The 24444-nt window shown below is 63.1% G+C and carries 13 protein-coding genes; 2 read left to right on the forward strand and 11 right to left on the reverse strand.

Annotation, left to right across the window (positions count from 1 at the left end; all coding sequences use genetic code 11):
* Positions 1-9565, forward strand: a 9565-nt coding sequence (locus tag PSV26_RS00355) for a VCBS domain-containing protein (protein WP_300566375.1), incomplete at its 5' end; no start/stop codon positions are given.
* A gap of 84 nt (positions 9566-9649) precedes the next feature.
* Here PSV26_RS00355 and PSV26_RS00360 read toward each other — a convergent pair.
* Positions 9650-11557: a LapD/MoxY N-terminal periplasmic domain-containing protein gene (locus PSV26_RS00360; protein WP_300517245.1), complete on the reverse strand. Its 1908-nt coding sequence runs from the start codon at positions 11555-11557 to the stop codon at positions 9650-9652.
* A gap of 47 nt (positions 11558-11604) precedes the next feature.
* Positions 11605-12267: a transglutaminase-like cysteine peptidase gene (locus PSV26_RS00365; RefSeq protein ID WP_300517248.1), complete on the reverse strand. Its 663-nt coding sequence runs from the start codon at positions 12265-12267 to the stop codon at positions 11605-11607.
* Between the two features lie 315 nt (positions 12268-12582).
* On the opposite strand from PSV26_RS00365, the gene PSV26_RS00370 reads away from it, so the two are divergent.
* Entirely contained in the window at positions 12583-14817 is a 2235-nt protein-coding gene (locus PSV26_RS00370) for a TolC family outer membrane protein (protein ID WP_300566378.1), read from the forward strand.
* 150 nt (positions 14818-14967) lie between these two features.
* Here PSV26_RS00370 and PSV26_RS00375 read toward each other — a convergent pair whose 3' ends face one another.
* The 9 genes from PSV26_RS00375 to PSV26_RS00415 all read right to left on the reverse strand — a co-directional run bounded on the left by PSV26_RS00375 (position 14968) and on the right by PSV26_RS00415 (position 24435).
* Complete coding sequence (locus PSV26_RS00375; RefSeq protein ID WP_300566381.1) at positions 14968-15939, reverse strand: response regulator; 972 nt, start codon at positions 15937-15939, stop codon at positions 14968-14970.
* A gap of 162 nt (positions 15940-16101) precedes the next feature.
* The gene (locus PSV26_RS00380; RefSeq protein ID WP_300566384.1) at positions 16102-16497 is read right to left on the reverse strand and encodes a RidA family protein; all 396 of its coding nucleotides are present in this window, start codon (positions 16495-16497) and stop codon (positions 16102-16104) included.
* A complete protein-coding gene (locus PSV26_RS00385) occupies positions 16494-16937 on the reverse strand; it encodes a thioesterase family protein (RefSeq protein WP_300566387.1) in 444 nt (147 codons plus the stop codon). Before PSV26_RS00385 ends, PSV26_RS00380 begins: the two co-directional genes overlap by 4 nt.
* A 7-nt stretch (positions 16938-16944) precedes the next feature.
* Positions 16945-18570 (reverse strand): AMP-binding protein, encoded by a 1626-nt coding sequence (locus PSV26_RS00390; protein WP_300566389.1) that lies wholly within the window; start codon positions 18568-18570, stop codon positions 16945-16947.
* Entirely contained in the window at positions 18567-19736 is a 1170-nt protein-coding gene (locus PSV26_RS00395; protein ID WP_300517263.1) for an acyl-CoA dehydrogenase family protein, read from the reverse strand. Before PSV26_RS00395 ends, PSV26_RS00390 begins: the two co-directional genes overlap by 4 nt.
* A gap of 1 nt (position 19737) precedes the next feature.
* On the reverse strand, positions 19738-20592 hold the full coding sequence (locus PSV26_RS00400; protein ID WP_300566391.1) for an enoyl-CoA hydratase family protein: 855 nt from the start codon (positions 20590-20592) through the stop codon (positions 19738-19740).
* Positions 20589-21071 (reverse strand): MarR family transcriptional regulator, encoded by a 483-nt coding sequence (locus tag PSV26_RS00405; RefSeq protein WP_300517269.1) that lies wholly within the window; start codon positions 21069-21071, stop codon positions 20589-20591. The genes PSV26_RS00400 and PSV26_RS00405 overlap by 4 nt, the downstream gene beginning before the upstream one ends.
* Positions 21072-21129: 58 nt before the next feature.
* Positions 21130-23430: a bifunctional salicylyl-CoA 5-hydroxylase/oxidoreductase gene (locus PSV26_RS00410; protein ID WP_300566394.1), complete on the reverse strand. Its 2301-nt coding sequence runs from the start codon at positions 23428-23430 to the stop codon at positions 21130-21132.
* A 258-nt stretch (positions 23431-23688) separates the two neighbouring features.
* Positions 23689-24435, reverse strand: coding sequence for a 2OG-Fe dioxygenase family protein (locus tag PSV26_RS00415; RefSeq protein WP_300517274.1), 747 nt, complete (start codon positions 24433-24435; stop codon positions 23689-23691).
* Positions 24436-24444: the final 9 nt, after the last annotated feature.

Below are 24444 nucleotides of genomic sequence, written 5' to 3' on the forward strand. Positions count from 1 at the left end.
CGTCGTCAACAACGCCAACGCCACGGTCAACGCCCTGAGGACGGCGAGCAACACTCTGACGGACACCTTCACCTACACGATGAGGGACACGGCCGGGGCGACCAGCACGGCCAACCTGGTGATCACGATCCAGGGCGCCAACGACGCGCCGGTGGCCTCGGGCGCGATTGCCGCTGCGGTGACGGACACGGCGGCAGCCGACACCTTCACCAGCCTGACGGGCAGCTTCACGGCCACCGATGTGGACACGGCAGACACCAAGACCTGGAGCGTCGGTGGTGGCACCAGCCAGGTCGGAACGTACGGCACCTTGACGCTGAACGCCTCGACAGGCGGCTACACCTACGTGGTCAACGCGGCGGCGGTCAACGCCCTGCCGGCGGGCAGCAACCCGACCGACGTGTTCACGGCAACGGTCACCGATGCGGCCGGCGCGACAGCCACGCAGACCCTGACGGTCACGCTCAACGGCGCCAACGACACGCCGGTGGCAGTGGTGGATGCGGGCACGGCGGTGGAAGCCGGAACGGGCGCGGGCAGCAACGCCACGGGCAACGTCTTGAGCAACGACACGGACGTGGACACGGGCGACACCAAGACGGTGAGCGCGGTCGCTGGCGTGGCCGGCAACGTAGGCAACGCCCTGGTGGGCACTTACGGGACCTTGACCTTGAATGCCGACGGCAGCTACAGCTACGTCGTCAACAACGCCAACGCCACGGTCAACGCCCTGAGGACGGCGAGCAACACTGTGACCGACACCTTCGCCTACACCATGCGCGACGCAGGCGGGTTGACCAGCACCACCAACCTGGTGATCACCATCCAGGGCAGCAACGACGGCCCGGTGGCGGTGGCCGATACCGGCACGGCGGTGGAAGCCGGAACGGGCGCGGGCAGCAACGCCACGGGCAACGTCTTGAGCAACGACACGGACGTGGACACGGGCGACACCAAGACGGTGAGCGCGGTCGCTGGCGTGGCCGGCAACGTAGGCAACGCCCTGGTGGGCACTTACGGGACCTTGACCTTGAATGCCGACGGCAGCTACAGCTACGTCGTCAACAACGCCAACGCCACGGTCAACGCCCTGAGGACGGCGAGCAACACTCTGACGGACACCTTCACCTACACGATGAGGGACACGGCCGGGGCGACCAGCACGGCCAACCTGGTGATCACGATCCAGGGCGCCAACGACGCGCCGGTGGCCTCGGGCGCGATTGCCGCTGCGGTGACGGACACGGCGGCAGCCGACACCTTCACCAGCCTGACGGGCAGCTTCACGGCCACCGATGTGGACACGGCAGACACCAAGACCTGGAGCGTCGGTGGTGGCACCAGCCAGGTCGGAACGTACGGCACCTTGACGCTGAACGCCTCGACAGGCGGCTACACCTACGTGGTCAACGCGGCGGCGGTCAACGCCCTGCCGGCGGGCAGCAACCCGACCGACGTGTTCACGGCAACGGTCACCGATGCGGCCGGCGCGACAGCCACGCAGACCCTGACGGTGACGCTCAACGGCGCCAACGACCGACCCATTGGCACGGTGAGTGGTGGTGCGACGACCTTCTCCGAAGGCAATAACGTCACTTCAACGCCGGTGGTGATTGATGGTGGCATCACCGTCAGTGATGTGGACAACACCAACCTGACAGGAGCGACGGTCTCGATTGGAGCCGGTTTCGCAACGGGTCAGGATGTCCTGGGCTTCGCCACCATGGGTGGAATCACAGGCAGCTACAACGCGACCACCGGTGTGTTGACCCTCAGCGGTACCGCGACGGTTGCGCAATACCAGGCTGCCCTGCGCAGTGTGACTTACACCAATACCAGCGAAACCCCGTCCACAGCAGTCAGGACGATCAATTACGTTGTCAACGACGGGCAGGCGCTGAACAACCTGAGCACGGTCGCCAGTAAAACGGTCAATGTGGTCTCGGTCGACGACACACCGCTCAATACCGTGCCCGGCGGGCAGACTATGGCCGAAGATGCCAGCAGGGTGTTCAGCACGGCCAATGGCAATGCGATCACGGTGTCCGACGTGGACAGCGGCACGCTGACGACGACGGTCAGTGTGACCAACGGGACCCTGACGGCGCTTGCCTTTGCAGGCGCCACCATCACCAATAATGGCAGCGGAAGCGTGACCATCAGCGGGACAGCAGCAGCGATCAATGGCGCCTTGAACGGGTTGAGTTATACCAGCACCGCCGACTACCATGGTGCCGCGACCCTGACGGTATTGACCAGCGACGGAACAACAACCGACAGCGACACCGTGACCGTGACGGTGACGCCGGTGGTTGATATCACAGCCGATGCGGCAACAACGCTGGAAGACACCGCGGTAACGATCAACGTTCTGGGCAACGATACGTTCGAGAATGCAGGAAGAACCATCACGGCAGTCAACGGAAGCGCAATCACGGACGGCGGAGCTGCGGTCGCGGTGACCAATGGCAGTGTTGCCTTGGTGGGCGGTCAACTGGTGTTTACGCCGGCGGCCAACTTCAACGGTGCGGTTCCTACATTCACCTACACGGTTACCTCCGGCGGCGCCACAGAAACCGCCAACGTCAATGTAACGGTCACGCCCGTCAACGATGCGCCGACACTGACCGTTTCGGCGGTCAGTCCTAACTTCACAGAGGGTTCTGGTCTGGCCCAGGCAGGGCCTGTTTCGGTGTTCAGTGGCGCAACGGTAAGTGCCGTCGAGGTGGGCCAGAACATCACCGGGCTGACGTTCACGGTCGGTGGTCTGCTTGACGGTGCCAATGAATCGATTGTGGTTGATGGCAGGACCATCACTCTGGCGGCCAGCAGTTCGGGAACCACGGTGACCAACGGGCTGGGCTATATCGTCACGGTCAGTGGAGGTGTCGCGACGGTGGCGCTGCTCGGCGGCTCCATGTCGGCTGCGGCCGCGCAGACTCTGGTCAACGGCATTTCCTACCAGAACACCAATGTCAACGAGCCGACTGCCGGCAACCGCACGTTCACCCTGACCCAGGTCAAGGACAGTGGCGGAACCACCAATGGCGGCGTGGACACCACCGCTCTGTCGGTTTCCTCTACCGTCAACGTGGTTCCTCTCAATGATGCCCCCACGCTGACGGCGACAGCGCGCAATCTGACCGTGACCGAGACGGCTGCGGCCGGCGATCAGGCGCCGTCGGCCCTGGTATTCAACGGCGCTGCCGTGAGCACCGTCGAAAGTGGCCAGAGTATCACCAGCCTGACTTTCACTGTCAGCGGCTTGCAGGACGGCGCCAACGAAACCATTGTGGTGGATGGACGTACTATCAATTTAGGAGCTAGTGTCGCAGGCTGGACAACGACCAACGGCCTTGTCTTCACCTCAACGGTGAGCGGTGGCACCGCAACCGTGACCCTGAGCGGCGCTTCCCTGACGGCCGCGCAGGCACAGACGCTGGTCAATACCATCAGCTACGCCAACACGGCTGTCGATAACCCGACTGCCGGCGTGCGGACGTTCACCCTGACCCAGATTCAGGACAGTGGCGGTACCCTGAATGGCGGCTTGGATGCTTCCGCTCCGGCTGTGGTATCGACGGTTACGGTTGTGGCCAACAACGACGCGCCCGTTCTGGATCTGGATGCGAGTGCGGGTGGCGATGGCTATACAACGACCTACATCTATGCGGGCGGGCGCGCTGCGGTAAAAATTGTGGATACCGACGTTCTCATCACGGATGTCGATACCCAGAACATTGCAAGCGTAACGATCGATATCAGCACCAACTTCAATGACAGGGGAACCGATTCTCTTGCATTCAACAACATCAATCCAAGCAAATTCACCAGTACCTATAACGCGGGGACGGGGACGCTGGTCATCAGCACCATTGGCGGGCAGACCGCGAACTTGGCGGAATACCAGGCAGCCCTAAGAGAGGTTACTTTCGACAACGTCAGCGCAAATCGAGCCCGTACACGGAGCGTGGACATCACCGTGACGGATGCACAAGGCGCTACAAGCAATACCGCGACAACATCTATCGTATTCTCAACTTCCACTGCCCCCATAGCCATTGTCGCGGGTGCGTCGGGCGATGAGGATGCTGCCTATATCCCTATCACGCTGACTGGTACTGATGACACTGCGATCACGCGTTTTCAAGTGGCCAGCTTTCCTGCAGGCGGAACCCTGTTCAGAGATGCAGCGTTCACACTTGCTGTGGCGTTAAACACCAGTTACACGGCTACTGGCAACAGTTTGACCCTGTACTTCAGGCCGAATGCTGACTACAACGGCACTTCGACTTTCAACTTTAAGGCCGGCGACGCGACCGCGTTGACCGTAAACCAGACCGCAACAGTCATCGTCAACCCTGTCAACGACGCACCAGTGCTGGCCGACTCCGTCCTCACCCTGGGGTCAGTCAATCAGAACGCAGCGGCTCCCACCGGCGCCGTGGGCAGCCTGGTCTCGACGCTGGTGGGCGGCGCTACCGATGTGGATGCTGGCTCGGTCAAGGGTGTCGCCATCACGGGGACCAATGCCACCAGTGGCACCTGGTACTTCACGACCGACGGTGGCACGACGTGGCGAGCCATGGGGTCCGTGAGTGACACGAGTGCTTTGTTGCTGGCTTCCGACGGCAACACGCGGGTTTATTTTCAGCCCGCACCGGGCTTTTCAGGCACGGTGGCCGACGGTCTCACCATCCGGGCGTGGGACACCACGTCCGGCGAAGCCGCCACCAAAGTGAATACCAGTTCCAACGGTGGAACCACCGCTTTTTCCAGCGCAACAGACACGGTGTCCATCAGCGCGATTGATATCAACGATGCGCCGACCTTGACCGCGACGGCGTTGAGCCCGACTTTCACCGAAGGGGTGGGAGCCATTCAATCTGCCGCGGTGGCTGTATTCAGCAGTGCGGCAGCCAGCACGATCGAGGCGGGGCAAAGCATCACGGGTATGACCTTCACGGTCACGGGTCTCCTTGACGGCGCCAGCGAATCGATTGTGGTCGACGGCAGAACCATCACGCTGGGCGCCAACAGCTCCGGCACCACCGTCACCAATGGGCTGGGTTATACGGTCACGGTGACGAGCGGCGTCGCCACAGTGGTGTTGACGGGCGGCACGCTGTCAACTGCTGCCGCGCAGACTCTGGTCAACGGCATCACCTACCAGAACACCAACGTGAACGACCCCGGTGCCGGTGACCGGACATTCACGCTCACGCAGATCAAGGACAGCGGCGGGACGGCCAGCGGCGGCGTGGACACCGCGACGCTGTCGATAAGCTCGATGGTCACGGTGGTCTCGGTCAACGACGTCGCCCCCACGCTGGATCTGGATGGAGGAACGGGGGGGACGGGTTATGTCACTTCCTACACCGAAAACGGTGCGGGCGTGCCCATCACAGCGGCCACCCAGGTGCTGGCGGACGACAACACCAATCTGTCCGGTGCCGTCATCACACTAACCAACTGGCAGGCTGGAGACAGCCTCTCGATTGGTTCGATTGCGGCCGGAATCACCTACACGTTCTCCGGCCCCAACAACAACATCCTGACCCTGTCCGGTTCGGCACCTGTCGCCAGTTATGCTGCGGCGCTTCGGGCCATCACTTACCTCAACTCATCAGAGAGCCCGAACACCACACCCCGAAGCATCACGGTGTCGGTGAGTGACGGAACTTTCAGCAGCGCGGTGGCAACAACGACGGTGAATGTGGTGTCCGTCAACGATGCGCCGGTCCTTGACCTGGACGCCAGTGCGGCCGGCACCGGCTTCTCGACCTATTTCATCCGGAGCACCGGTCCTGCGCCCACACCGGTCAAGATCGCTGACTCCGATGTCCTGATCACTGATGTGGACAATACCAACCTGACAGGCGCTACCGTCACCTTGACCAACTGGTTCACCGGTGATGTGTTGTCGATGGCCGGCATTCCAGGCGGTCTTGGCATCACTGCCGTGATCAGCGGTGCGAACAACAACATCGTGACCCTGTCAGGGGCGTCGAGCCTGGCCAATTACCAGACGGCACTCAATGCCATCACCTTTACCAACGCCAACACCGGCGCCAGCCTGACGGCACGTAACTTCACGGTCAGCGTGACGGATGGCGCATTGACAAGCAATGTGGCCAACACGACCATCAACATGGCGACCTCGGGTAATCCGATTGCGAGCGTCACCACTGCGGCGGGCAACGAGGACGCGGCTGGCGGGATCGCTGTGGCACTGACTGCGGTGGATCCCAACGGCACGGTGGCCAGCTTCACGCTCAGCAGCACGCCATCCAATGGGGTGTTGTATACCGATCCGGCGATGACGATTGCGGTAGCCACCGGCGTGGCTTACACCGCCAGTTCTGGAGGCTTGACGCTTTACTTCAAGCCGACGGCCAACTGGTCCGGCAGCACCAATTTCAACTTTTTCGCGACCGATAATTCCAGCGCCACCAGCGCCAGCACCGTGGCCACCATCAATGTCACGGCGGTGGCCGATGCGCCCAACCTCAGTGTGGTCAATTCGTTCACAGAGGTGTTTAACACCAACTGGGAATCTGTCGGTCCGCTGGCCGGTTCTGCCGACGACACCAACAATGCCACCCATGCCCTGGGAACGGCGCCCATTGAAGGCTGGTCGCTGCTCACAACGCTGACGGGGGACACGGCCGGCGCTTCCGCGGGTCGCCAGGTGAACCAGTTCTATTTCAATGCGGATGGTGATGCGATCACAACATCGGGTGGGACGCCCTACATTGCAGGCGGAATGCTTGGCAGCGCCACAGGCGGCGATTCGCAAAAGGTGTTTCTGCACCTGGACAACGCCGCCAATGGCGTTTCGGCACTCAACCCGAACTATCAGACACTGGGCATCACACGAACCATCAACGTGAGCAACACCTCGGACGTGTACCAGCTGAGCCTGAACTACGCGCCGGATGCGGCGCCGGTTGCGGGCACCGGCTTCCAGGTGGTGCTGGATGCGGGAACGGCTGGCGAGGTCGTGTACACCTATGCCGCAGGTGCAGTCAATTCCGCTTTGGTGTGGGAGGCTGTGCGCGCCGGGTTCAACTTCTCGACAACCGGCAACCACACGATCACCATCCGGACGTCCTCGGCCGAAAGCGGTGAGGGCGTGGGGGCCTACTTCGATGACATCCGGCTGGTGCAGGCGCAGGGCGCGATGCAGGACAATGCGACCAACCTCAACTCGGTGACGGGAACAACCACACAGATATCGCTCGCCGGAAAGATCACGACAAGCCTGGTGGACGCAGATGGGTCTGAAACCCTGTCGCTGCGCATCTCCAACATGCCGGGTGGTTCGCGCATTGTCTCCGGTGGTGTGACCTACAACCCGGTCAACGGTTCGGTCACCATTCCGACGGCGGCGCTTGCAGCCGCGTATCTGGTGTTCCCGGAAGACTATTCCGGCCGGGTAGACCTGGGGGTGACCGTCACGAGTACAGAAGGGTCCAACGGGACAAGCGCGAGTTCGTCCCAGACGCTGACCTTCAATATCTTCACCAGCGGCCTCTCTGCGAGCCCGCCGCCTTCGCTGGCCGTCGTCAGCAACACGACGATTGTCGAGGGCGATTACGCGGTGTTCGACATCCGGCTCGGCGCCCAGACCGGCAACGACGTGACGGTGACCTTGACCACCGGCAACGGGACGGCCACCGCCGCCGACTACGGTCCGGGACTGGAATATTCCATCAATGGCGGAACCACCTGGACCGCCTATGCGGGCAGCCTGGTGATTGCCGCCGGCAAGACCAGCGTGTTGGTGCGTACGCCCACCACGGTCGATGGAAGTATCGAGAGCTCGGAAACCTTCACGTTGACGGCCAACCTGTCAACTGGCCCGATCTCCAACTCCATTGCAGTGGGTACGGCGACCATTCTTGACCTGGACAGCGCGCCCATCCTGTCTGTCCGCCCCGTCGGGCAGTGGACCTTTGACGAAGCTTTTGGCGTGCCGGCAGTCAATGAGCTCAGAAACATCAAGGGGACGCTGTCGGACGCCAACACGGCCAATGGCGCCGCGCTGCCCACCTGGGTCGCAGGCCATGCGGGGACCGCGGGGACCGCGCTGCAGTTCGATGGCAAGGGGGCGTCCCTGGCTGTGGATCCGGTGGAATTGACGCCCATCACCGGTTCTGCCACGGTGTCCTTCTGGATCAAAACCACGCAAAACGCGATAACCGACACGGCTCAATTTGGCGGGGCCGATATCGGCTGGAACCGCCCCAGCGTGATTGGCTCCGAGCAAAATGGTGCCGTCAACGATGCGCAGTGGGGTTGGATAGACAACAACGGCCGCATTGGCTTGAACGTGGGGGATACCACGGGCGCCAAGAGCACGACGGTGATCTCCGATGACACCTGGCATTTTGTCGCCATGACGCGCAATTCGGTCACCGGCCAGACCCAGATCTGGGTCGATGGCGTGCTGGAGGGTAATGTCACGGCGGGTGGTCTCTCCGGTACGATTACCAATGTGTTCGGCATTGGTTTTACCAATGGCGTGAATGCCGATTTCTCGCGTCGGATCGACAATGACAAATACCTGAACGCGACCGTGGATGACCTGCGCATTTACAGCTCCGTGTTGACCACCGAACAGGTGCGCTCGGTCTGGCAGGTCGAGTCGGGTCATCACGACGTAGCGATTGCCAATGACGGCACCACCTTCCAGCTTGACGTGCAGGCACGAGCTTTCGATACCTTGACGGTCAATGGGCTGCTCACCGGCTGGACCATCAGTGACGGGGCGGGCCACAGTGCCACGGTCACCACCGGGCCGACGCAGGTGATAGATCTTTCCACCTGGGATCTGTCAACCCGGCTGACGGTCAGCGGCGTGGGCACGACCCAGTCGGCGCTGATTGATGTCACTGCAACCCACGGTGTACATGCGGTAGACCAGATGATCAGTCTGGTGTCCGCTACGAACGCGTATGAGGGAACGGCCGCGAACAACACGCCGACGCTCACAGCGTCTTCAGACTTCGTGTACGGCGGTGACGGCAATGACACGCTCAACGGTGGCGCGGGCGATGACCGGCTGGTGGGTGGGACTGGCAACGACACCATCAACGGCGGCGACGGGCGTGATCTGATCATCGGCGGTCAGGGGGCCGATATCCTGACCGGCGGCCTGGGTGCAGACATCTTCCGCTGGGAGCTGAACGACGGCGGAACGGCAGGCGTGCCGGTGACCGATACGATCACCGACTTCAATCTCGGCGCGCGCTCGGCGGGAGGGGATGTCCTGGATCTGCGAGATCTTCTGGTTGGCGAAACCGCAGGAACCCTGCTCGGACAGGACAATCTGGCGAATTTCCTGCACTTTGAAAAGTCGGGTGCTGACACGATTGTCCACATCAGCAGCACGGGCGGCTTCTCCGGTGATCCACACGCCGTGGGCGCGCCTTCGGGCGTTGTGCTGGGCGCTGTGGATCAGAGGATTGTGTTGTCCGGGGTCGACATGATTGGCGTGTACACCACCGACCAGCAGGTGATTCAGGATTTGCTGACCCGAGGAAAACTCAATACAGACTGACGCGCCTGGTTGCTGGCAAAAAAAGGAAGCCGCCGGTTTTTTTCTGATCCGGCGGCTTTTCCCAGGGCGGTGACCGGGGATTTGTCAGGCAGGCTCTTTGACGGCGGGTCCCGAGGCTCCGTCGAAGCCCGCTCCCTCCAGCGCCACCAGTTCCGCGCGGTCGATCACCCCATCGGCGTATACCTTCATGCCCATCTTGTGGGCGGCGCTCGCCAGGCTCTTGAGGAAAAGCTGGTTGTCCGTGCTGTATTGCAGGCCCCGAACGAAGCTGGCGTCGACCTTCAGGAAATCGAGCCCGAGATCGTGCATGGCGTCGACCTCGCTGAAATGCCGGCCGAATTGGCCCAAGCCCACACGGCTTCCGGTTTTCCTGATGTCGGCGACGAAATCGCGAAAGCTGTCAATGTGCTTGACGGCCGCGGCTTCGGGCACCTCCAGTAGCAAGCGGCGCGCCGCTTCCTGGTTGCTCATGAGAATGTCCAGCAATCGCGAGCGAAATTCCTTCTCGCTGAAGGAGCGCGCCGACAGGCTGACCGCCAGGCCAGCCAAGCCCGGCTCGCTGCCCAGGGTTCCAAGCGCCAGCCGGATAGCCGACAGATCCATCAGCGGCATCAGTTGAAAGGTCTCGCCTATTTGCCGAAAGTGTCGGGTGGGCTGCCAGGCTGGCGTGCCATCGAGCATCAGTTCCATGGTGCAATGCCGGTGGACAAGATGGCCCTGCAGGTCAAGCACCGGGAAGGAGAGCTGGCGGACCTTGCCGTTGGCGAAGGCTTGCCTGATCAGGGCAGCGGTTTGGTGGTCATCCTCGCTGGTGGTTTCGACGCCGGCCTCCCGGATGGCGTTGTCGCCTGTCGCCTCGGCCGCCACCAGGGCACCCGAGACCTGGGCCATCAAGCCCGCCATGTCCTGTCCGTGTTGCAACTTGCCCATGCCGATGTAAGCGGTCGGCCCGCTTCCGGTCAGGGGTGCACTCGCCTTCACCAGCGCCGCCAGCAGCTGGCGGGCCATGTCGTGCGCATCGGTCTGGCCCGGTAGCAGCAGCGCAAAATCGGATTCGCCGATGCGTGCAGCCACCGCGTGGGCCTGCTCGGCGTGCCGTTCAAGCACTGCGGCGAAGGTTTTCAGGAGATCATTGACGGCCGGTGTCCCCAGGCGCTGGTGATGCCGGGAAAGATGGGCCAGACGTACCAGCAGCAGCGTGCCGCCCGTGGCGTCTTCGGTGTCGAGCGAGTCCAGCAACTGGGTCAAAAAGAAGGTCCGGTTGGCCAGACCAGTGAGGTGGTCGTAGTTGGCGCTGATACGAAGAACCTCCAGGCGCTGCGCTTCTTCGGCAAACATGGTCTTGAGACGGGAAACCGTGCTGTTCATGGCCAGGGCCAGTTGTTTGAGTTCCGGCACTTCCGGCACGTCAATCAGCACAAAGCGGCGTTCGCTGATGTCGCTGGCCTGCTTGATGACCCGTTGTAGCGGTTCGCGAAGGCGTCGAAGGATCATGGCTCCCAGGAAACCGCCAAGCAGTCCCGACAAGGCCAGGGCGACCACCAGTTGCACGACGCTTTTCCAGAGTGCCAGATAGGCAAAATGGCTGTCGCTGACGAGGGTCACGGTGCCGAACTGGGTCCAGCCGTTGCTGATCTGCGCCTGTCCGGGTGTTGCGTTCAGGGGCAGGGCCCGGACAAACCAGGCGGGTACCGTGCGTACAGCGGCGGGCGCATTCCGCTCAACAATGGTTTTTCCAAGAGGGTCCACGACGCGGATCGAGGCATAGTGGCCGCTGTCGAAGAGGGCCGAAACCGCCAGTTCGACCATGACCGCGTCGGGTCGCTGCTGACTCAGTGCCAGTGCCAGTGCGGTGGCGTTGTCGGCATTTTTGGCCTTGAGCTGCTCTGTCAGGTAGCTTCGCGCGTTCAGCGTGGACGCGAGCAGGCCACCCAGCAGCGCGAGCAGCGTGCTGAGAATGATTGCGAGCCACATTTGGCGGTACATCGACATGGAAGATTCCCCTCGGAACAGTTCTTTATAGCGTTTTCTAAATGGATTCAATCAAAACCTTCGGCGCGCGCGCGCTTGAGCAATTCCTGCCAGCGGGTCAGATTGGCGGGGCCTCCGGCCCCTCTCGGACCGGAAGCGCCTTGCCAGAGCCCCTGGCTGTTGAAGCTGAATACCGGCTGCAGGTCCGGGCGGCGCGATGCAGGCAGCAAGTCGCCAATCAGGTTGTCCAGAATCAGGGGTTCGGCGTCCGGGGACGGGTAATAGGCCAGCACCATGTGGGCCTGGTTGATGCTGCTGTTGACGCCTCCCAGCCGGGCCTGCACATAGATCAGGCGCAGTTTCTCGTCGGGAATGTTGAGGAGCAACAGCGTGAAATACTTGGCGATAGCGAAGTCTTCACAGTCCCCCGCACCTCTGCCCAGCGTTTCCATGGGGGTGGCCCAGTAGTCGCTTTGACCCCAGATGGACTGGTCCTCGCCGAACTTGATCCGGTGGTTGTAAAAGTCGTTGACCCGCTTGAGCTGGGCGGGTGCTGGCTGATCGGCGCCGGTCTGCAGGAGTTTTTGCCAGTCGCGAAACGCTTCTCTGGCGGTCGGGCCAAAGCGCTGGATCAGGACGCTTTGCATACGGTCAAAATCAACCGCGGCCACCTTCAGCGCCCCGAGAACGAGCAGCACGACAATCAGGGCGGCTTTGGGAAGATGCTTCAAGTGTTTCGTTTTCGCCGCAATGGCGAAAATCGCCCGGATATTAATTGATCTTCGGAAATTCCTGCGTTAATATGAAAATGTCTATATAAAACAGTAACTAACGGTGATTTGTTAACCTGATTTCGAATGATTTTTCGTCATTCGGCTCATAACGAAGCCGTCATATGCCTCGCGCGACCTTGTAGCAAAGAGTAAGAAGATGCCAGAAAAGCAACCAGAACGCTTTGCCATGCTGACCCCGGCGGCTGCGGCCTGCACGCGGCTTTCTGTCAGTGTAACGGCGAAGCTGTGGACTGCATGAACTTGCGAGCGCCCATGCCGGCACCTCCTGTTGCCGGCGCTTTTTTGCATGGCCAGCGCATGGCTGTGCACTGCCGCCTGAAAAGCACGGTAGTCGCGCTGATGCTTGCCGGTGGTGCACTGGGGATCCTAGCGCTGGCGCTTCCGGCGCCGGCGTTTGCCCAGGCAACAGGCCAGTCGCTGACCCTCAAGGAAGCCGTACAGAACGCGGTGCTGAACAATCCCGAAGTTCTTGCGCGCTGGCACACCATCAAGGCCGCAGACGGTGAGCGTGATGCTGGCGCCGGTGCCTTGTTGCCCAAGGTCGATCTTGCCGCCGGCAGTGGCGCGGAGCGGCGCAGTGCGACGGCCACGACCACGACTGGCACCCGCTTTGACCGCAACTCGGCGAGCCTGACCATCACCCAACTGCTTTATGACGGTTTTGCCACGCGCAACGACATCAAGCGGCTCGATCATGCGCGGCTGGTGCGTCTGTTTGAGTTTTTTGACACCTCGGAGAGTGTGGCCCTCGAAGCGGCGCGTGCCTATTACGATGTCTTGCGTTACCGGGAGTTGTTGCGCCTGGCCGAGGACAATTTTGTCCAGCACCGTTCGGTTTTCGACCAGACGGAGCGTCGCGTCAAGGCGAAGGTGGCGCGGGCCGTCGATCTGGAGCAGATTTCCGCGCGTCTGGCCCTGGCCGAGGCCAACTTGCTGACCGAGACCTCCAATTTGCACGACACCACCGCGCGTTTCCAGCGCATTGTGGGCCTGATGCCAACCCGGGACATGCCTCTGCCTACGCCGTTGATGCGCGATATTCCGGAGGACCCGTCCGCGGCCGTGCGCAGCGCGCAGCAGCGTAATGGTGCCTTGCGTGCATCGATTGAAAACGTTCGCGCCTCCAATGCTGCGCTGGCCTCCCGCAGTGGTGCTTATCAGCCGCGATTCGATCTGCGTTTGCGCCGCGAGCAGGGCGCCAACCTGAACGGTGTGACGGGCAATACCGACGCCACCGTGGCTGAAGTGATCATGAGCTGGAACCTGTTCAACGGCTTCGGCGACCGGGCAAAGGAGCGCCAGTTTGCCGAGCAACTCAATGTGGCCAAGGATTTGCGTGACAAGACCTGTCGCGACATCCGGCAAACGCTGCTGATCGCTTACAACGATCAGCGCAAGCTCAAGGAACAGATCGGCTATTTTGATCAGAACAAGCTGTCGGTCGAGAAAGCGCGCAATGCCTACCGCCAGCAATTTGACATCGGTCAGCGTACGCTGCTGGATTTGCTGGATACGGAAAACGAACTTTTCCAGGCCAAACGTGCCGTGGCCAACGCCGAGCAGGACCTCAACATCGCATACGCCAGAACGCAGGCGGGTCTGGGCACCCTGTTGGCTTCCCTCGAGCTTTCCAAAATCGAAACGGGAGGCTTTCCCGGGCTGGATCAGTGGAACGACGGAGAAGACGCTTCCCAGCACTGCCCGGCCGAACCCGTCAGTGTGTACGTCGTGGACAAGAGCGCCTTGATCCAGCGTGCCGCCGATCAGGTGAAGGAGACCGCCCTGTTCAACGCGCGCGAACGCGCGGTGCAGGAGGTTTTTGCACCCACCGTGACGCCCTTGCCCCCGGCGGGCGGTCGTCCGGCCCCCGCCCCTGCACCGGCCACACCGGCTGCACCGCCTGCAACCGCGGCGCCGGCGGCACCGCCCGCTGGTTCCGGAAACAGCGAACTCCGACGGACGCTGGAACAGCAGACGGCCCTGGCCAATGCGCGGGAGCGTGCCGCGCAACAGGCCTTGGCCAATGCGCCAGCTGCCAGGTCCGCCGTGCAGCCGACATCCCCCGTAGCTGCGCCGAAGCCGGCACCCGTTGCGGCGCCGGTGCCGACCGCAGTGCCGGAAGCTGGCAGCAGCAGCGAGATCAGCACTGCTCTGGAAGCCTGGCGCGCGGCCTGGTCAAAACGCGACGTGGACGCTTACCTTGGTTTTTATGCACCGGGCTTCGTGCCATCCAACGAAGGTGGCCGGGACGCATGGATAGAAAAGCGCAAGGCGGTGCTGGCGCGTGCCGTCGATATTTCGGTGGAAGTGAGCGACCTGTCCGTCGCCACGCCCGACGCTAGCCACGCAACGGCGACATTCCGGCAGACCTACCGCTCGGCCAACTACCGGGACGTGGTGACCAAAACCCTGCAATGGGTCCGGGTGGGTGACCGCTGGCTGATCGTGCGTGAGAGCTCCGTGACGCCGGTGCAGGGCATCCAGTAATTCCCCGAGCGACCCGGAGACGGGCGAAGATTTGTCAGATGGAGTGCACGCGCGGCAGGCTTCACTGCGGGCCGTCCGCGTCGGCGAGCGCGGCTTCCTGGGGCGGTTCAGCCGGGGTACGCGCTCGCCAACAGGCGCCGGAGCAGGTTCCTAGCCCAGATCGGTTTCGGCTGCCACCCGGTCGAGCTCGTCGAACACCTTGTCAAAGTCCACCGGCTTGGTCCAATAGCCGGAAAATCCCGCCTGCTCGGCAAGGATCTTGTGCTCCGGCTGGGTGTCGGCCGAACACATGAAGGCCGGCGTTGACCGCAAACCGGGGATCTCCTGAATGCGTTTGAGCAGATCAATCCCGTGGGTGTCCGGCAGGCGGCCATCGAGCACCAGCACATCAGGCAACCAGCTGCCGGCCACCTCAAAGCCCTGGGCACCGTTTTGTGCCATGCGGACCTCGACGTCGTCGCGTGTTCGCATCACGTCGTCAAACAGCATGAGGTTGTACATGTTGTCCTCGACATACAGCACCCGCATTTTTCGCCGCAAGCTGTGGCTGGCAGCCTTGGGAATCTGCAGGGGTGCCGACAGTGTGTCTGCCGGGCTGGCGCCCTGCGCGGTGGCGCTCTGCTCCCAGTAACCATCGGTGGACACCAGGTCCAGTGCCCGGCACAGCCGCGCAGACTGGAGCAGGGCGTTTTCCACCCGTTTGCGCTCGGTCACGTCCAGGCTCATTTCGATATAGGCCAGCGGTCGGCCCTGGGCATCGGACTCCAGATAGAGCAGGGCATACACGTCCACCAGGCCGCCATCGGGGCGGATGACGCGGTAGTCCAGTTCGATCGCGCCCGGGCTCTTGCGCAACTGGTCGCGCGCCCTGACCAACAGGTCCAGGTCGTCCGGATACACCAGGCCCATGGCTGTTTCCAGCGTCATGGGGGTGCCCGCAGGCAGGCCAAACAGCTGATAGGCGCGCGGGTTCCAGCTGAGCTGCTGGCTTTCCAGGTGGAAGACGGATTGGGCCACCCCGGTCATTTCCATCAGCTGCAGCTGCATTCGTCGCTGGGCTTCGGCCAGGCCGAATTCGGGCTCGGGTGTGGTCTGCTTGAAACCGGATGTCTGATCAGCCATGAAATGAAAGCCTGGTGAGTGTGAGTCGGAGGGGGTTCATGTAAATCTCCAGCCACGTCGACATCAACGTTGCCAATCCGCCCTCATCTTAAGCCCAAAAGCCCCGAAAACTCCGTCGACCGGCCTGCCTCTCTGCCGGCTTTCGGGGCAAGGGCCAACAGCTCAATCCGGCAGGACCGCCGTCACTTCAATTTCGATGCGGGCGCGCTCTTCCACCAGCGCGGAGACTTCCACGCAGGTCATGGCCGGAAAGTTTTTGCCCATCACTTCGCGGTACACCGTGCCCAGCTCCTTGAGCCGTGTGATGTATTCCAGGCGGTTCACCACATACCAGGTCATGCGTGCCATGTGCTCTGGCCCCGCGCCGCCGGCCTGCAGCACGGCCAGAATGTTTTGCAGGGCCTGGCGGGTCTGGACGATGAAGTCGTCGCTTTCAAATTGTTGTTGTGCGTTCCAGCCGATCTGCCCGCCTACGAAAATCAGCGCGCCTCTGGCCATCACGCCGTTGGCATAACCCCTGGGGGCGGTCCAGCCGTCCGGCTGCAATAGTTTCATCATGACTTTTCTTCCAGGGGGGATTGCAGATAAGGCCGCATCGCCTCGCGCCATCCCTCAGGGATGCGCAAAGCCTTGCCGTTGGGGATCTCGGCGCAGACGACCACCGCGTTTGCACGCAATTTAAGGCTCTGGCCCTTGTCTTCATTGCGCAAGTCGCTATGAATTTCATAGTGCATGCCGATGCTGGTGTGGCCCAGACGGGTCAGGCTGAGTTCGATGTCGACCTTGTCGCCATAGCGGCACATGCCGAGAAACTCAGTTTTCATGTCCACGATGGGCACGCCCAGACCACCGGCAATCATCTCGTGCTCGGGAAAACCGATGTGGGCCAGAAAATCTTCCTGCGCCTCATGCAGCAGATAAAAGTATTGCGGGTAAAAAACAATGCCTGCAGGGTCGCAGTGGTGAAAGCGGATCAGCTTCTGGGTGGTGAACTTCATGCCTGTCTCATTTCTGGCGCAGCTTGAAGCGCTGGAGTTTTCCGGTCTCCGTGCGCGGCAGGCTGCTCACGAACTCAATCCGGCGGGGGTACTTGAACGGCGCCAGCGTGGTCTTCACGTGGTCCTGCAGCAGCCGGGTCATGGCTTCGCCAGCTTCCTGGCCGGGCTTGAGCACGACAAAGGCCTTGACGATCATGCCGCGCTCCTCGTCGGGTTCGCCGATCACGCCGCATTCGGCCACCGCCGGGTGTTTGAGCAGGGCATCTTCCACCTCAGGGCCACCCACGTTGTAGCCCGAGGTGATGATCATGTCGTCGGCCCGGGACTGGAAGAAGAAGTAACCGTCGGCGTCCTGCAGGAAAGCGTCTCCCGGGTAGTTCCAGCTGTCCTTCACATACTTTGCCTGACGTTCGTCGTCGAGGTAGCGGCAGCCGGTGGGCCCGATGACCGCCAGTTTGCCAATGGTGCCGCGCGGGACTTCCCGGCCTTCGTCATCCACGACCTTCGCCGTGTAGCCGGGTACCACCTTGCCGATGGCACCGCGGCGCACATCGGCCGGTGCAGCGGAAATGAAGATGTGGAACATCTCGGTCGCGCCTATGCCGTCCGTCATCTCGATGCCGGTCGCGTCCTTCCAGAGCTGGCGCGTGGCGTCGGGCAGTCCCTCACCGGCGCTGACACAGATGCGCAGCGTCGGTACGCCATGCTGCTTCGCAAAGGAGGCCATCTGGCGGTAGAAGGTGGGGGCGGTGTAGCAGATGGTGGCGCCCACCTGGTTGATGAGCTTGACCATGGCTTCCGGGGTGTAGGGGATGCCGGGGTAATACACCGAGGCGCCCGCCCACATCGGGAAGACCAGCATGCCGCCCAGGCCGAAGGTGAAGGCCAGCGGCGGCGAGCCCATCACGATGTCTTCCGGCGTGGCCTGGAGCACATGGCGCGGCCAGGCCTCGCAGGCGGCGAGTACGTCGCGGTGGGTGTGCACCGCGGCTTTTGGCGTGCCCGTGGTGCCGGAGGTGAAGGCCATCATCGCGATGTCGTCGGCCGAGGTCAGGCAGGGCGCGAACTGGCCATCCTTGCCGGCGGCACGCACGGCGAGCGAACCGGGCTCGTTCAGGTTGAAGGGAACAAGGGTGGCGAGCGTCGGGTTCAGGTCGCGCGCGGCCTGCAGCTCGGCCAGCAGGCTGGCATCACACAGGGCCACCGTGGCCTGGGACTTGGCGATGATTTCGCCGAGCTCCTTGGCGCGCAGCAACGGCATGGTGGCCACGGCCACCAGCCCGGCCTTCACCACACCCAGCCAGGCCAGCGCCATGCCGATGGTGTTGCCGCCGCGCAGCAGCACACGGTTGCCGGGCACCAGCTGCAGGTCTTCGGTCAGCACCTGGGCGATGTGCCTGACGCGTTCGTGGGCGTCGGCATAGGTCAGGTTGATCTTGTCGGAGCGCAGGAAAGGTCGGTCCGACAGGCCGCGCTGGTCAGCACGCTCGAACAGCACGTCCACCAGGTTGGCCTGCGCTGGAATCTGCAGCTCCGGCAAGTCATAGCACATCTGCGGCCACTGGTCCGCAGGCGGCAGGCGATCATGCACGAAGCGGTCGGTCTGGACGGAAGGGTGGGAGGGGGTGCTCATGATTGCAATACCGCCTTGCCAATGATGAGTTGCTGGACTTCGGTCGCGCCTTCGTAGATGCGCAGCGAGCGGATGTCGCGGTACAGGCTTTCGACCTTGGTGCCGACTTTCACGCCCAGGCCACCGTGCATCTGCAGGGCCATGTCGATCACGCGCTGGGCATTTTCCGTGGCCGTCATCTTGGCCATCGCCGCTTCCGCAGTGATGCGCTTGCCGGCACCGCTGGCTTCGCTGTCATCGCGCAGCCAGGCGGCGCGATAAGTGAGCAGGGCGGCCGCATCGATCAGGGCTGCCATCTCGCCGATTTTGGCCTGCGTCAGCTGGAAGTCGGCCAGGGTCTGGCCGAACATCTTGCGCTCGCGCGAGAAACGCACCGCCTCGAACAGTGCGCGGCGCGCCATGCCCAGCGCGGCGGCGGCGACCGAGGCGCGGAAAATGTCCAGCGTCTGCATCGCCAGCTTGAAGCCGCCGTTGAGCGCGCCCAGCTGCGCCTCGCCGGGGAGTTTGCAGTGCGCAAACTTCAGCGTGGCCAGCGGGTGCGGCGCCATCACCGCGATGTGCTCGCTGCTGTCCAGGCCGGGATTGCCGGCGTCCACGATGAAGGCGGTGATGCCGCGTGTGCCGGCTTCGCGGTCGGTCTTGGCGAAGGTCACGTAAAAGTCGGCGATGTCACCGTTGCTGATCCATGTCTTGCTGCCGTTGAGGGCCCAGCCGCCATCGGAAGGGCCGGCGCTGGTCGTCATGGCGCCGGCGTCCGAACCGGCGTCGGGTTCGCTCAGCGCAAAGGCGGCGATCTTGTCGCCGCGTGCGACTGCGGGCAGGTAGGCGGCCTGCTGCGCTGGTGTGCCCGCCAGGGTGATGGCGCCGCTGCCCAGGCCCTGCATGGCAAACGCAAAGTCGGCCAGCGGGGAGTGAAAGGCCAGGGTTTCGCGCAGGATCACCAGCGCGCGCGAATCAAGCTTGTCCATCGCCCCGCCGGCGCTGGCGGGAACGCAGTAGCGCAGCCAGCCGCCGTCGCCGAGCAGACGCACCCACTCTTTGCAGGCGCGCCTGTCGTCACTTTCGTCAACTTGCTGGGCGGGCACCCAGGCCGCAAGTTGCTCGCCGAGGGTGCGGTGCGCATCGCCAAAAAACGGCAATGCCAGGTGTCGGGTATCGGCTTTCACATCAGTCTCCCTGGAACACCGGTTTCTGTTTGCCGGCAAAGGCGTCGTAGGCGCGCGTGAAGTCTTTCGTCTGCATGCAGATCGCCTGCGCCTGGGCTTCGGCTTCAATCGCCTGGTCCAGCGTCATGGCCCACTCCTGGTGCAGCATGGTTTTGGTCATGCCGTGGGCAAAGGTTGGACCAGCGGCCAGATCGGCGGCCAGCGCCTGCGCCTTGCCCAGCAGTTCGGCGGGTTCGTGCAGGGCGTTGAAAAAGCCCCACTGCAGACCCTCCTGCGCCGTCATGGCACGGCCGGTGAACAGCAGCTCGGACGCACGGCCCTGGCCGATCAGGCGCGGCAGCAGGGCGCAGGCACCCATGTCGGCGCCGGCCAGGCCCACACGCGTGAACAGGAAAGCGGTTTTGGCCTGCGCCGTGCCCAGGCGCATGTCGGCGGCCAGCGCCATCATCGCACCGGCCCCGGCGCAGATGCCGTCAATCGCGGCGACGATGGGCTGTGGACACAGGCGCATGGCCTTGACCAGGTCACCGGTCATGCGGGTGAACTCCAGCAGTTCGGGCATGGCCATTTTGGTCAGCGGGCCGATGATTTCATGCACATCGCCGCCCGAGCAGAAGTTGCCCCCGGCGCCGGTCAGCACGATGACCTTGACGTCGGTGGCGCTGTTCAGCGCGCGAAACAGGTCGCGCAGCTCGGCATAGGAATCAAACGTCAGCGGGTTCTTGCGTTCCGGACGGTTCAGGCTCAGGGTGACCACACCGGCCTCAAAAGCATAGGCAAAGTGGCGTGCCTGGTAACCGGCCAGCGCATTGAACTGCGCGTGCATGGGGTTGCTGGGGCCAATGTAGTGTTTCATGCGTTTTCCATTTCCTGGTTCAGATCGGTCTGGTGCTGTTTGACTTTGCCCAGCAGCTTGTGCAGGGTGTCGATTTCGCGCGGTGACAGGCCGCCAAAGGCCTGGACGATCCAGCCTTCATGCTGGCGCGCCATCTCGTCAAAGGTCTTGCGGCCGCGGGAGGTCAGGCGCACGCGGTAGGCACGGCGGTCGCCCTCGACGTCCATGCGTTCGACCAGGCCTTCGGCCACCAGCTGGTCGGTGATGCCGGTGACGTTGCCGCCGGTGACCATCATGCGGCGCGACAGCTCGTTCATCTTCAGCCCGTCGGGATTGCGCTCGAGCTGCGCCATCAAATCAAAGCGCGGCAGCGTGGTGTCGAACTGCTCGCGCAGTTGGCCGCGCACCTGCTTTTCAATCAGCTGGGTGCAGGTCAGCAGGCGCAACCACAGGCGCAGCGCTTCCGGGTGTTCGCGGTGGCCTCGTGCTTCCATGTCCATGGCATCTCTCCTGATTCACTATTGATTTGATAGCTGCTAGCGCTTTCCAGACAAGGGCTCAGGCCTGTTTTTGCTTTGAAAGTTCGCGGTACATCTGGTCCCGCCCGCTGAGGTAGGGTTTCGGCCAGTCCACCGCGCGGCTTTGCAGCTTGGCCGCTTCGTGCAGGGTCCAGGCCGAGTCGGCCAGATGCGGTCGCGCAATTGCGCACAGGTCGGCACGCCCGGCGGCGATGATGCTGTTGACGTGGTCCACCTCGGAAATCGCACCGACCGCAATCGTCTGGATGCCGACCTCGTTGCGGATGCGGTCTGCAAACGGCGTCTGGTACATGCGGCCGTACACCGGCTTGGCCGCGCGGGTGGTCTGGCCCGAGGAAACGTCGATGAAGTCGCAACCTGCCGCCTTGAACAGGCGCGCCATCGCCACCGCGTCGTCGGCCGTGTTGCCGCCCGGCGCCCAGTCGTGGGCGGAAATGCGCACGCTCATGGGCAGGTGTGCCGGCCAGACGGAGCGCATGGCCGCAAAAACTTCCAGCGGATAGCGGCACCGGTTTTCCAGCGAGCCGCCGTACTCGTCGCTGCGCTGGTTGGTCAGCGGGGTGATGAAACTCGACAGCAGGTAGCCATGCGCGCAATGCAGTTCCAGCCAGTCGAAACCGGCTTGCGCCGCATAACGGGTGGACTGCACAAACTGCGCCTTGATGCGGTCCATGTCGTCCCGCGTCATGGCCGCCGGCACGGCGTTGGTCGGTCCGTACGGGACGGCGCTGGCGGCCAGCAGCGGCCAGTTGCCCGCGGGCAAGGGCTCGTCGGGCGCCTCCCAACCCAGCTGGGTCGAGCCTTTGGGGCCGCTGTGGCCCAGCTGCATGCCCATGGCCACGCCTTCGCCCGAGCGGTGCGCGAAATCGACAATGCGTTTCCAGGCCAGCATCTGTTGCTCGTTCCACAAGCCCGGGCAGCCCGGCGTGATGCGGCCTTCGGGGCAGGGCGCAGTCATTTCGGCAAACACCATGGCCGCGCCGCCCAGTGCACGCGCACCCAGGTGCACCAGATGGAAGTCCTGCGGGAGGCCATCGACAGCGCTGTAGGTCGCCATGGGGGATACCACGATGCGGTTTTTCAGGGTGAGTTCGCGTACCTTGAGCGGCAGCAACATCGGCGGCGGCGCGGGCTGGCCGGCGCTTTTGGCCAGCCACTGCTCGTAGCCCTGCAGCCAGGAGGCGTCGCGCACCCGCAGGTTCTCGTGGCTGATGCGCTGCGAACGTGTCAGCAGCGAGTAAAAGAACTGTTCGGCGTCCAGGCCGCTGTAGCGGTCCACGTTTTCAAACCACTCGGTCGAGTTGCGCGCCGCGTTCTGGATCTTCAGGACCTCGACCGAGCGAACGGCTTCATAGGCCTGCAGGGCCTGGTCCGCAGCCGGGTGTTGCGCAAAGCAGCGGCTCAGCTCGATCGCATCTTCCAGCGCCAGCTTGGTGCCGCTACCGATCGAGAAATGCGCCGTGTGCGCGGCGTCGCCCATCAGCACGATGGGCACGTCCTTGCCGGCAATGGTTTCGTGGTGCACCCAGCGCTCGCAGACCACGCGCGGAAAGCGGATCCAGATCGCCGACCCCCGCACATGGGTGGCGTTGTTCATCAGGGTGTTGCCGTCCAGGTATTTGGCGAACAGCTTTTCGCAGAAGGCAATGCCTTCTTCCTGACTCATCTGGTCCAGCCCATGGGCTTTCCAGACCGCCTCGGGCGTCTCGACGATGAACGTTGAGGTGTTGTCATCGAACTTGTAGGCGTGCGCTGCGAACCAGCCGTGGTCGGTCTGCTCGAATGCAAAGGTGAAGGCGTCGAAGGTCTTGTGGGTGCCCAGCCAGACAAAACGGCAGGCGCGCAGGTCGATGTCGGGCTTGAAGGTGTCGGCGTAGCGGTTGCGGATGCGGCTGTTCAGGCCGTCGCTGGCGATCACCAGGTCAGCATGGTACTTTTCCGTGATGGCCTGGTCGTCCTGCACATCGGTTTCAAACACCAGATCGACACCCAGCTCAATGCAACGATCCTGCAGGATATTGAGCAGGCGCTTGCGGCCAATGCCGCAAAAGCCGTGGCCGCCCGAGCGCACCGAGTGGCCCTTGAAAAAAACCTCGATGTCATCCCAGTGGTTGAACGCGTCACCAATCAGCTGCGCGCTGACGGGGTCGGCCACCTGCAGGTTGCCCAAGGTCTGGTCCGACAGCACCACGCCCCAGCCGAAAGTGTCAAACGGGCGGTTGCGTTCCACCACCGTGATCTGGTTGGCCGGATTCTGCAGCTTCATCAGCACCGCAAAGTACAAACCGGCGGGTCCGCCGCCCAGGCAGAGAATGCGCATGGAAAGACCGTTCAAGTTGATTGATCGAGTCTTAATTGTTTAGGTTTAAACTATTTTCGTCAAGCGGTTTTCTATGGGATTGCGTCATGGTTAACGCTGACCCGGCGGAGTCCGAACTGCAATGGCCGAGTTATCTCCTTTCAAGCAGGGGCCGCGGGTCCGGCCTTGGCCTGTCCTGAGTCTGTCGAAGGGCCGGCCCGCAGGCGCAGCGCCCCCTCGGGGGGCAGAGAGCTACGCGCAGCGAGCGAACGTGGGGGCTCAAGGTGCTTGAAAGTCACCCGCCCGGTAGGTCAGCACCAGGGTGTCGCGGTACCCGTCCCGCGCCGCATCATCGAGCGGCAGGATGGGCGTGGTTTCATGGATCACCCGGGCGTCGTCCAGCAGCAGCGTGGTCAGCGGTTCCTGCATGACAAAACGCAGGCCGTGGGGGCCGTTGGCGTCGAACACCCGCGTCTCGCCGCCCTTGACACCACGGCGCGCCACCAGCATCACCACCACGAAGTCCACGCCGTCGCGGTGCGCACCTTCCGGCGTTGGACGGCCCACGCCGCCTGCGGTGTCGATGCGGAACTGGTGGGCCTCGATGTACCAGCGCGGCACCGGGCGAACCGCGGCGAACAGCTGGCCGAGGGCGCCCAGCAGGGCCGTCCAGGCCGGCGCGGCGGCGACGGCCGGCTCGACCGGTTCGAACCAGCGCTCAAAACCGCCATGCAGGGCGTTGTAGTCGATGGGCTGCCAGTGGGCGCGGTGCGGCGTCTGCTGCAACTGCCCACCGGGCAGCTCCTGCACAAAGCAGCTGTGCCGGCGCCGGCGATAGTGGCCGCCATCCTTGAGATGGGCATCGGGCGGCAGCTTGTCCCAGGAGGCGGCCAGACCAGACCATTGACCGGCCCAGTCAGGCGGAAGGGACAGTGTGCGCGGCAGGTCGGCGGCAGACAGCAAACTCAGGCCGTCCTGGCTCAGTCCCTGGGCGGCGGGCTTTTGAACGGTGGGGATATTGAACATAGACGCCTA

It is taken from the genome of Polaromonas sp. (genome assembly GCF_029945685.1).
In the GTDB taxonomy this organism is placed as follows: Bacteria; Pseudomonadota; Gammaproteobacteria; order Burkholderiales; family Burkholderiaceae_C; genus Polaromonas.